This window comes from Phormidium sp. CCY1219, assembly GCF_055795085.1.
The window spans coordinates 99,180-109,738 of record NZ_JAYFEQ010000448.1 but is presented as its reverse complement, the minus strand read 5'-3'; the positions used below and the strand labels follow the sequence as shown (position 1 = coordinate 109,738).

The 10,559-nt window shown below is 51.7% G+C and carries 7 protein-coding genes; 6 read left to right on the top strand and 1 reads right to left on the bottom strand.

Going from position 1 to position 10,559, the window contains the following annotated elements:
* Positions 1–79: 79 nt before the first annotated feature.
* Both AC0QH1_RS10930 and AC0QH1_RS10925 read left to right on the top strand, forming a co-directional pair.
* Positions 80–355: an NAD-binding protein gene (locus AC0QH1_RS10930; protein ID WP_324631123.1), complete on the top strand. Its 276-nt coding sequence runs from the start codon at positions 80–82 to the stop codon at positions 353–355.
* A 299-nt stretch (positions 356–654) separates the two neighbouring features.
* Entirely contained in the window at positions 655–1,188 is a 534-nt protein-coding gene (locus tag AC0QH1_RS10925; protein ID WP_324631122.1) for a cofactor assembly of complex C subunit B, read from the top strand.
* A 623-nt stretch (positions 1,189–1,811) separates the two neighbouring features.
* On the opposite strand, the gene AC0QH1_RS10920 is transcribed toward AC0QH1_RS10925, so the two are convergent.
* Positions 1,812–2,177: a DUF3155 domain-containing protein gene (locus tag AC0QH1_RS10920; protein ID WP_324631121.1), complete on the bottom strand. Its 366-nt coding sequence runs from the start codon at positions 2,175–2,177 to the stop codon at positions 1,812–1,814.
* 513 nt (positions 2,178–2,690) lie between these two features.
* On the opposite strand from AC0QH1_RS10920, the gene AC0QH1_RS10915 reads away from it, so the two are divergent.
* The 4 genes from AC0QH1_RS10915 (at position 2,691) to AC0QH1_RS10900 (ending at position 10,535) form a co-directional block, all read left to right on the top strand.
* Positions 2,691–4,148 (top strand): GAF domain-containing sensor histidine kinase, encoded by a 1,458-nt coding sequence (locus AC0QH1_RS10915; protein WP_324631120.1) that lies wholly within the window; start codon positions 2,691–2,693, stop codon positions 4,146–4,148.
* Between the two features lie 154 nt (positions 4,149–4,302).
* Positions 4,303–5,034, top strand: a complete 732-nt coding sequence (locus tag AC0QH1_RS10910) for a hypothetical protein (RefSeq protein WP_324631119.1) — start codon at positions 4,303–4,305, stop codon at positions 5,032–5,034.
* A gap of 929 nt (positions 5,035–5,963) precedes the next feature.
* Positions 5,964–6,176 (top strand): hypothetical protein, encoded by a 213-nt coding sequence (locus AC0QH1_RS10905; RefSeq protein ID WP_324631118.1) that lies wholly within the window; start codon positions 5,964–5,966, stop codon positions 6,174–6,176.
* 1,305 nt (positions 6,177–7,481) lie between these two features.
* Positions 7,482–10,535: an AAA family ATPase gene (locus AC0QH1_RS10900; protein WP_324631117.1), complete on the top strand. Its 3,054-nt coding sequence runs from the start codon at positions 7,482–7,484 to the stop codon at positions 10,533–10,535.
* The last annotated feature ends 24 nt before the right edge of the window (positions 10,536–10,559 follow it).

Genomic DNA, 10,559 nt, shown 5'->3' with positions numbered 1-10,559 from the left:
GCCGGATGAGGTGAAAATCTCAAGTCCGGTTCTGAAGACGAGTAGTTCTGGTGACGGAATTGCTTAGTTTAACACTTTTATGGAAATTCTGCGCGACAGTGCGCTTTATGCGCCGACGTTTGATAAGAAGTTGTCGCGGATGAGCGATCGCAACTTCGACAATCCCAATTTTCCCACTAAGCACCTGCTCAAGGATACGGATTTATTTCTGGCAGAAGCGCGGGCGATCGGACTGGAAGTGGCGGGTCTGGAAGGGGTCAGAGAAATTATCAGTATGGCCATCGATCGCGCTTTGTCCGATGCGGATTACTCGGCGTTATTTAATGCGGTGAATCCTCCCACTGAGGAAAGCTGAGGGAGCAACCACTCTGCCCCGGGGTCAGGGTCGGGGGTTGGTTCGGACTGCAGCGCTCGGAGGTGGGGGATGTTGGATTGGCACTCCACCGCGCCGGATATCCCGGGCGCTTTGCCCGCCTGAGATTCCCCCAACCGGGGTGGCGATTAAAACCTTGCCCTCGGAAACACCGTGGCGGTAAGGTTGGCCGATATATTTCAAGTTGACAATAGTTTATAGCCAATGGTGGGGGAAGCGTCCTCGCCAGAAGTGGCTTTTTTTTGTAAACTTATGTAAAGTCAGGCTAAAAACTTTTAAGTATGAATACGCCGATTCTCTCCTCGACCTTTTTATTGACCTTGTTGCTGGCGGTGGGGTTGTTTTTCTTTATTCGGGCGTCGGTGAAAGACCGAACGGAACAACTTACCTTTGTGTCTGATTCTCCGGAAGATTCGATTTTGGAGGAACTGCAAACCTATTTCGATGGGCGATCGTACCGGGTGGCGACGGTGGATGCGGCAGATCGTCAAGTCACCTTTGAAGGATTCGTGCGTCCCAGTTGGTTTTTGGCGATTTTTTTGACCCTACTGGCGGCGGTGGGGATGCTGTGCCTTGGGTTGGTATTGTCTATGCTGCTGCCCCAGGGGGGGAATTTGTTTCTCGGGTTGATTGTTTTATCGCCCCTGGCGGGAGTGTTCTACTGGAAAAATGCCGGTCGAACCGAGCAGGTGCGGCTGAAAGTAGAAGCCAATCCCCAAAGCGAATCGAAGGAGTCGCAAAATTTAATTACGGTGACGGGTCATCGCGACGAACTGGCGGTCCTCAAGCAAAACCTGGGATTGCCTTCTGCCTGAGTCGGGGCGATCGCGAATCAGTTCGCCCCATTCAAACGAGAGGCGCTTGAATGGGGCGAACTTTATATTATAGCACGATCGTACCCAGCCAACCGATGTTTTTTCGGCATAGCTTCCCGATCGCCGCCCGCCAAGGGTAAGAGAGTACCCGTTGTCAGGGCAATTGCGGATTAAAATTCGACCCGGGTGCGATCGCTCCCCTTTTAGTGGTAAACTTGCCACTGCGGACAAATCGATTCGCGATCGGGTCATCGAAGCACGGAAACCCGAGCGCGCTTGCGGGACGACTATGCTCCCACACTGAACCTGGGGGAGTTTCGCCCCCACGGGATGTGGTTGCGATGGGGTTGCACCGAGGGTCGAGTCTGCAAAAGAGTTTCACCACCGCATCGCTGCGGCTTTGCGGAGGTTATCCCCCAAAACCGATGATTGGCGTGCGGTTTATTTGGAATTTTTGCATAGCGGTATTCACGGAATACGGTATTTACGGAATCCCGAAATTTGTGAAAATTGTGGATAAGCGATCGCCACCCAAATGCAGAGTCACCGCGCGATCGCACACCCTAGGGGTCGTCACCGCGCTCCCACTCCAGAAGGCGATCGATTATCTCACCCGGTTTCTTTCAACCGCTTCGGGTGGCACTTTCCAGAGCCACTGCCGGGGTTGGCTGTGGTTGCTGCTGTTGCTGCTTCTGTGCAGAGGGGTTTACTGGCTCAATGAACTTTAAACTGGGGAATAAGAAATGGTTCTCTTCCACATATTGAGCGCCAAATAGCCCTTTCTCTGCCCAAAAATATCGATCGGTGGTATGCTCGTTGCGCTTGACTAACAGCAAAGCGGGGGGGACAATGCCTTCTGCTTTGATGAAATTACGAGCCGCTGTCACTGGTTTATATTCACCACTTTCGATACTATATTGAGGCACTTGTTCGAGAATTCTTCGCCCTTCTTGGCGGCGACGACTCTTACGCTTACGTCTCCTTGCCAAAATCCTTACCTCCTATTTTAGCCGACGGGTGTAGTGATAGTTACAAAAGCCGAGGTAATTATATCGCCCTTGATAAAAAAAATCAATCCCCTTACAATCTGGCAATATAAAAGCTCCAATCCCTTGTCTATCAATGGAGCTGCGCCTTCGATCCTACCAGAAGGGGGGGGAAAGGGTGCCAGGTATTTACAAAAATAAAAATTTCTTTACAAAACTACATAATTAGTCGGTCAATTTTTGGGGAAGCGATCGCCCCTGGAAGCCACTCTAGAAGGCATTCGGAGGCGATCGGGGAGGGGAATTGCCTCGGGGATGGAAAAATAAAATAACTGGGAGCAGAAGAATTGAACGAGCCAGGTCACAGAAACGGCGATCGGCCTGTGGAGGTGTACAACTAGGGTAGATTTCTGCCAACATGTACTCAAGCGGACTCTGCCGATGCCCGGTGAGAGCCGCCTCTGCCATATCGGTGAATGCGGTTCATCGGCGAGAGCCGAGGGCCAATGAAGTTGCGTGAAAAGGAATTCCATCAACAGCATGTTCGTGCCTGCCAGTTCAGAATTTGTGGCACTGTGTAAATCGCAGATTGCCTTACTCACCCAAGGGCTAGGCTCTAGCTTGAGCGTAGTGTATTTAACAGAAGAACTGGTAGAGGGAAACGGAGCCAAGCTCATTCCGGTGGTCGCCTATCCGGAAACAGCCGTGGTTTGGGAAGACAATCTCGCCTTGCCCATCAGCCCGGAAACCAGTACGGAGGACCCCAAGGATTCCTCGGCAGAAGCAGACAACTCCGAGGCAGAGGAAAACCCCAGCCTCCAGAACGCGAGGGGCTTGCGTTCTGCTACCCCGACGATGCCCGTGAACGTGCCCCTGGTGGAATCTCTAGAAAGTTGGAACGAACAGAACCTGCCATTTGATGCAGATCCCGAAGAAAAGGGACTGGTGCGAAATCGACAAATGGTCTTACCCCTGATCCACGATGGGGTAGTGATGGGGCTGCTGGTCACCAGTCGCGAAGACCGCGCCTGGAACGAGGGGGAACGCAGCCAGATCGAGCGCATTGCCCACACGATCGCGATCGCCTGTTTGCTCGACCGCCGTCAAAGCTGGTTGGGAGAGCAACTGCGCGAACAGCAGCGCCAGGAAGCGGAACGACACGAATTGCTCGATAACCTGCTGCATCAACTCCGCAGTCCCCTAACCGCCTTACGCACCTTTGGCAAACTGCTGCTCAAGCGCTTGCTCGAACCGGATCCGAACCGTCAGTTTGCCACGAGCATTTTGCGCGAGAGCGATCGCGTGCAAGAACTACTGCAACAAATGAATGAAGCGATCTTCCTGGGGCGGGAAGAATCGATTCCGGATATGAACCGCGACGCCCCCTATCAACCCCCCAGACTGGAGCGGCGATCGCCCCAATTGCTGCTGCCGGCGTCGGGTCTGGAAACCTGCTCGGTTCCGGAGGTGTTAGAGCCGTTGCTGCTTTCCGCCCGGGCGATCGCCAGCGATCGCGGCTTGCAATTAGACGTGGAAATTCCCCCCTCGGTGCCGCCAGTGCGCGCCAACCCCCGCGCCCTGCGCGAAGTGTTGAGCAATCTGATTGACAATGGGTTGAAATATACGCCGGCTGGGGGTCGGATCGCGATTCATCTGGGACAACAGCGCCACCACCATGACCGAGCGCAACTGGCGATCGCCATCAGCGACACCGGACCGGGCATTCCCCCGGAAGATTTAGAGCATTTATTCCAGCGCTATTATCGCGGCGTCCAGGCCCAGGGCGATATCCCCGGCACCGGCTTGGGTTTGGCGATCGCCCGGGAACTCCTCCGGGATATGGACGGCGACATCGAGGTGTTTAGTCCCGCTAAACCGGAATTCCTCCCCACGGACTCCGCCACGACTCCCTCATCCTCCCCCGCCCCGGGCACCACGTTTATCGTCTGGTTGCCCATCGAAACCCACGCTTAACGGTTCTGGGGAATTATGGGTAGGGTGGGCAATGCCTACCCTCCAATTGCCCTGGAGTGCAATGACCCGCGAATTTGCACCAGTTGGCAGACGTTGGAAACTAGGAATTTATCATATTTCTGACCCAGTTAGATGTGAAGCTTTACGGATTTCAATGGTTTTTCTCCCTTTCGTCTTTGCGATCGCCTTGGCTTTGGTGCATATTTTTGCCGGCAAGCTCCTGTTTCTGGAAACGATTCCCCGCAGTCGGTGGTTGTCCCTTGCGGGGGGAGCATCGGTGGCGTATGTCTTTATTCATATTTTCCCGGAACTCAACCAAGGACAAGTCACTCTCGAACGGGTAGACAATGCGATCGTCAATTATTTAGAACACCACGTTTATCTCATGGCGTTACTCGGGTTTGGGATTTTTTACGGACTGGAACGAGTGGCGGCGGCATCGCGACAAGAAAAGCAAAAGCAGGGATCGGCAGATTCCACCACTGAGGAAGTGTTTTGGCTGCATATCAGTTCGTTTGCGGTTTATAATGCTCTGATTGGTTATCTGCTGCTGCACCGAGAAGAACCGGGGGTGTGGAGTTTATTGGTGTTTTTTGTGGCGATGGCACTGCATTTTCTGGTGAATGATTTTGGTTTGCGAGACCATCACAAGCACAGCTATCGGCGCATCGGACGCTGGGTGCTGGCGGCGGCGGTTTTAGTGGGTTGGGCAATTGGCAGGGCCACGGAAATTTCCGAACCGGCGATCGCGGTGCTGTTTGCCTTTTTAGCCGGTGGAATTATCCTCAACGTGTTGAAAGAAGAACTCCCGGAAGAACGGGAAAGTCGTTTCTGGGCATTTGCGGCGGGTGCTACTACCTACGCCGCATTGTTGTTGGTGATTTGAAAGGGTTTTCCTGGGGAAAATTCCCTCCCGAACTTGAGGCGAATGCCACCGGATGCCTTCTTGTGCCCGGGGTGACATCTGCGAGAAAATTCTACTCTCTGGGTAGGGAAAATCAGGCCAAGCGGGAAGAATTTCGGGAAGATGACCCGCGCGCAACAGCAGATTTCTGTTTGATTACTCGGTAGAAATGGCGAGAAACGGGTTTTGGCGCTGTTGTTTTTTTGGAAAAAAGGAAGGGGCTAAGGTTTGGGTGGCGGAGCTAAAAAATTGGGGAATTGACAAGGAAAAGTCAGGAGTAGAGAACAGTGGGGGTTGGGAAAATTACGAATTAACAATTACCGGGGTTGGAGTGGGAAAGGGATTCTGGGCGATCGCCGGAACCTGCAAGCAACAGGGCGATAAAATTGGTTGTAAAATTTTTTTTCGGCACTCAAATGGTGCCTGGGGAGATTTATGCCTCCGATTTTGCAGAAATTTGCGCTAAATCAGCCTTGAGATAGATGCGAAGTTGCTAAGACAAACGAATTTAAGAGGGGAAGGTGAAGGGAGAAGATTTTCTAAAAAACCGGAAAGGTATGCTGGGCCAGTGTTTCAGAGAAAAAAGAAAAATTCCTTGGGGAAAATGGAAGTTGGAGCTATGATGTAGTTTGTTCTATCTATAGAGGTATGTCCTTCGGGTTTAGGTGCCGGGGATGGGAAAATTTTGTCCCGAATCCGAGCGGAATTTGAGGGGTGGATGGGTTCAAAGGGTTTTCACTCAGCTCGTTTGAAGCTAAGCACCCTCTCCCGGGAGAGCGAGCGAACTGTCACGAAATCTCTATATAGAGATGGTGAAGGAATTGGTATTCAATGCTACATTAGAAACACGGTCAATCAATGTAGCCGAGAATACTTTTTACCAATGAATGAATGAATGAGGAGGTCCTGTTTTGCTACCTATCTACATAATTCCCTTGGCAATTGCACTAGGTGCATTTTCGATTTACAGACATGCATCGGAAGAAACGGTGGGCGTCATGGCGATGACGATCGCGAGTATTTTGGTAATTGTCGGTTTAATCCTGGCACCTTGGCAACTTCAGTTTGTGGGCGTTTTAGCCCTGGTTATGGATAGATTCGATTTGTTAAACGCAAGAGGATAAAGATGGCGATCGTCCAACAGCGGACATTGATGTGGAAAGACCATAGGCGCGTAGAGGCTAAACGACCTTTCGCCCTATTGGCCTTGGCGCTTCGAGAGTTTCAGGTAGCAGGCGCTTTCATATCGGGGTGTGCCTATACGATGTGGCAATGACGCGAACTGATGCGCGTTTCTCGTGGGAGAAATCGGGAGATGCCACGGTGCGAAAAAAGATTGAGGTCGGTTAGGAACTTTTACCCAGAATCATTATTATTTGCGAGAGGCAAACGGTAGAACGAGATTGCCAAAACCTCGGGATTGTCGATGCAGAGGTGGCGATCGCGTATTTTTTGTTGCCGGAAATTATTTTTAAGGAGAGATAGACCCTGCTTCTATGTCGGGCGAGGAGAAAAGTTGTTGCTGTTTGTATAAAACTTTCAGCTTGCCACCAGCCTGACAAGTTTCTGCTTGTGTATTGTGCGGTAACGCTACACTCAATACGCCCTGACCTCACCGGATAACCTGGGCGATACCTTTTATCGGTTGGATTTTTATATCTTAAGAAGGAACCGCAACTCATCCATTGTTATATTACAACCATTGTTATCAAACCACCCACGAGGCCGTTCCACCCCCTATAGATACCTGACGTGCTACGTATATACCTTTTATCGACATCGTTTTTTATCTAACAATTATATAAACGTCGAGCTGTCGTAGTCCAACGAGTCTTATGTGCGAAAACGCGAGGGTTCCGTGTCAGATTCAGAGTATCGCTGGGGAGATTTTCACTCTGTCATCGGGGTGACGGGATGGTTGGAAAGAATTCAGTTGCCGATCGACCGCCAACCAACTATATTTGTGGGGGACGAAGGAAATTTTATACTAATAGCTTCGGTAAAAGTAAGTGGTCGTTGGCTAACTTAGTAAGAGGGCATGGGGTGCAAATCTGGCGATCGCGAGTCAAAAATCCCGTGCGATCGCCACGCGATCGCACGATAGTCGGGGGTATTTCTCTGTGTAGCGGCTTGTTGCACTGGGGTTTAGACGGTTTTCCAGCCAGCCCAGTGAGAGGAAGAAAAGAAACCGAGGGGGAAATGACTGCACGGGTGAGGGGTTGTTCCAGAGACTTGGGAGGGGAGACAAGCGGAAAGGAGAGACCGAGAAGCGCGCCCGCAATTGTAAAGAATTGTAAAATTTAACAAAAAAAGCTAGAATCATCTAAAAAAATGACCCACAATGAGAAGTTGATTCACTAATCAAGGCAAACAATGCTGAACCAGCAGAACAAAACCCAGGGTTAAATTTTAAGCGGCAATTTATTAATATGATACCCCTGCAACTGACTCTCCAAAACTTTCTCAGCTATCGCCAAGCGACCCTAGACTTCCAGGGATTGCACACGGCGTGCATTTGCGGGCCAAATGGAGCGGGTAAATCCTCCTTACTCGAAGCGATCGCCTGGTCGATTTGGGGCAATAGTCGAGCCGGAACCGAAGACAATATCATCCACACCGGCGAAAAAGAAGTCCGGGTAGATTTTATCTTCCAGACCAACCAACAAACCTACCGAGTGATTAGATCGCGGCAAAGAGGGCACTCCTCCACCCTAGAATTCCAAATTGCCACCGAGCCAATCAATCCAGAAACCACCTTAGAACAGCTTCAATTTCGCCCCCTCACCGAACGGGGATTGCGAGCCACCCAAGAAAAAATTATCAAACAGATTAAACTCGACTACGAAACCTTTGTCAACTCCTCCTATTTGCGACAAGGGAGAGCCGATGAATTCATGCTCAAGCGACCTTCTGAGCGCAAACAAGTCTTAGCCACCGTGCTGCGACTGGATGCCTTTGAAGAACTCGCCGATCGCGCCAAAGAGCGATCGCGCGAAGCCAAAGGGCAAGTGCAACTGCTCGAACAGAGCGTCGCCGCCACCCAAGAGCAACTGCAACAAGAACAACAACTCGAGCGGCAACTCGAAGGCGTAGAAACCCAACTCAAAGACCAACAAGAACAGACCCATCGCCAGCGAAAAGAGCTGCAAGAACTGCAAGATAGACAGCTCGTGCGGCAAAACTGGCAGCAACAAATTGCAGCAAACCAGTTGCGAGAAAAACAACTGCGCGGCGAGAGCGATCGCGTCAAACAAGACGTTCGCAACACTCAGCGGCGCTACCAAGAACTGGAAGCCTTATTAAAACAAGAGCCAGAAATTAAAGCCGGGTACGAAGAATTTTCCCGACTACAAGCTCACGAAGAAAGCCTTGCCGGCAAATTCCAAGCTTACCAAGAGGCGCAGCAACAGCGGCAAAACCTGCAAGAAAACTTCCGGCAATATTTATCCACCACAGAAGCCAAACGCGCGGCGATCGCCGCCCAATACGACGCCCTGTTACAACAGGAACGGGAGTTGAGCGAAACCCTCGCCCAAGGGGCGGACATAGAAGCCGGCATGGTAAAATTGCAGCAAGCGCGGGTGCGCCTTGCCGATATAGAGGAATTGGAGAGCCGAGCCACCCCGTTAATCCAGCGCCAGCAAACCCTACAGAGCCAACTCGATCGCACTCGCGCCCGCCTGAGTGCGCGCTTAGAAGAAATTGCCGGTCAGATGCACCGCCTGCAGGTCGAGCAACAAAATAGCTACGCCCTAGAGGAAGCCCTCACCCAACTCGCCATCGATCTAGACGAACTGGAGAAAAAGCGCGTTTATCAACAGCGAGTGCGGGAAAAAGGACTAGAGCGCCGTAATTTCATGGAGCGACTGAAAGCGCATCAGCGAGATTACGAAGGGCAGTTAGGACAGATCGACCAAAAAATCCAGATGTTGCAGGTACCCGATGCCATTTGTCCCCTGTGCGATCGCCCGTTGGGAGAACATGATTGGGATGTGGTGCTGCACAAACATCAAACCCAACAGCAGGATATCATCAATCAGATGTGGGTAGTGCGCGAGCAACTAGCAACCAGCGATCGCGAAATTTCCATTTTGCGGGAAGAATATCGACAATTAGAGGCACAATTAAAGCCGTATAATAGCCTTAGAGAGCGGCGGGGACAACTGCAAGCCCAGATAGAGGCCACCTTTGCTGCCCGAGAGCGCCTGGAACAACTGGCGTGGGAGAAAGAGGAATTAGAGCGATCGCTGCATACAGGCGCATATGGCGGGGAATTATACGCCGAACTGCAAGCGGTGACGCGCAGTTTAGAAGACCTCAACTATAACGAGCGAGATCGTGCCTTAGCGCTCAACGAAGAAAAGCGCTGGCGCTGGGCGGAAATCAAACAAGGACAATTGCAGCAAGCGCAGCGACAAATGGAGCAACTGCAACAGCGCAAGCCCAAATTAGAAGGGCAAATTGCCGAATTAGAAATCCAATTAGAGCGTGCCCGCACCGACTCGGAATTGCAGCGAGAACTCGAACAGCTCGATCGCCACATGGAGGAGATCGGCTACGATGGGCGGGAACATCAAGAGACCCGCGTCGCCCTGAGAAAGGCACAGGTGTGGTGGGGGCGGATGGAAGCCTTGCGACAAGCGCAGCAGCAATTTCCGCAAGAGCAGCAACGCCTAGAGGAACTCGAGAGCCGATTGCAGGAACGGGAGAAGGAGCGCCAAACCCTGAGCGAACAGCGAGAGAACTTGGATTGCCAGCTTCAGGAAATCCCCGATGCGGGCGATCGCATCGCACAGTTAGAACAGAGTCTCGAACGACTGCAATCGTCGCGGGAGGGGCTGCTCTCCACCCAGGGAAGGCTACAACAGCAGCAACAGCATTTTGCCCGCGTGAAAGCCCAGCACGAGCAAAAGCGGCGTCAGCTCGAAACCGCCCGTCGCAACGTGAGAGTTTATGGGGAACTTGCCACCGCCTTTGGGAAAAATGGCATTCAAGCGCTAACGATTGAAAACGTGCTGCCCCAATTGGAAGCCGAAACCAATCAGATTTTGGCGCGTTTGAGTTTGAATCAATTGCACGTTCAGTTTATTACGCAACGGGCAAGCCGCACGCGCAGCAAGAAGAAATCCAGCAAGCCGATCGATACGTTAGATATTTTAATTGCCGATGCTCGGGGGACGCGCCCTTACGAAACCTATTCGGGAGGGGAAGCGTTTAGGATTAATTTTGCGATTCGGTTAGCATTGGCGAGATTGTTAGCACATCGTGCGGGAACGGCTTTGCAGATGTTGATTGTGGATGAGGGATTTGGCACTCAGGATCGGGAAGGATGCGATCGCTTAGTGGCGGCGATTAACGCGATCGCCCCTGAATTTGCCTGTATCCTCACTGTCACCCATATGCCACAATTTAAAGAAGCATTTCAAGCACGCATTGAAGTGTGCAAAACTCCCAACGGCTCTCAATTGAGTTTGTCGATTTAAGTGCAACGATCGCGCCTTTGCGCG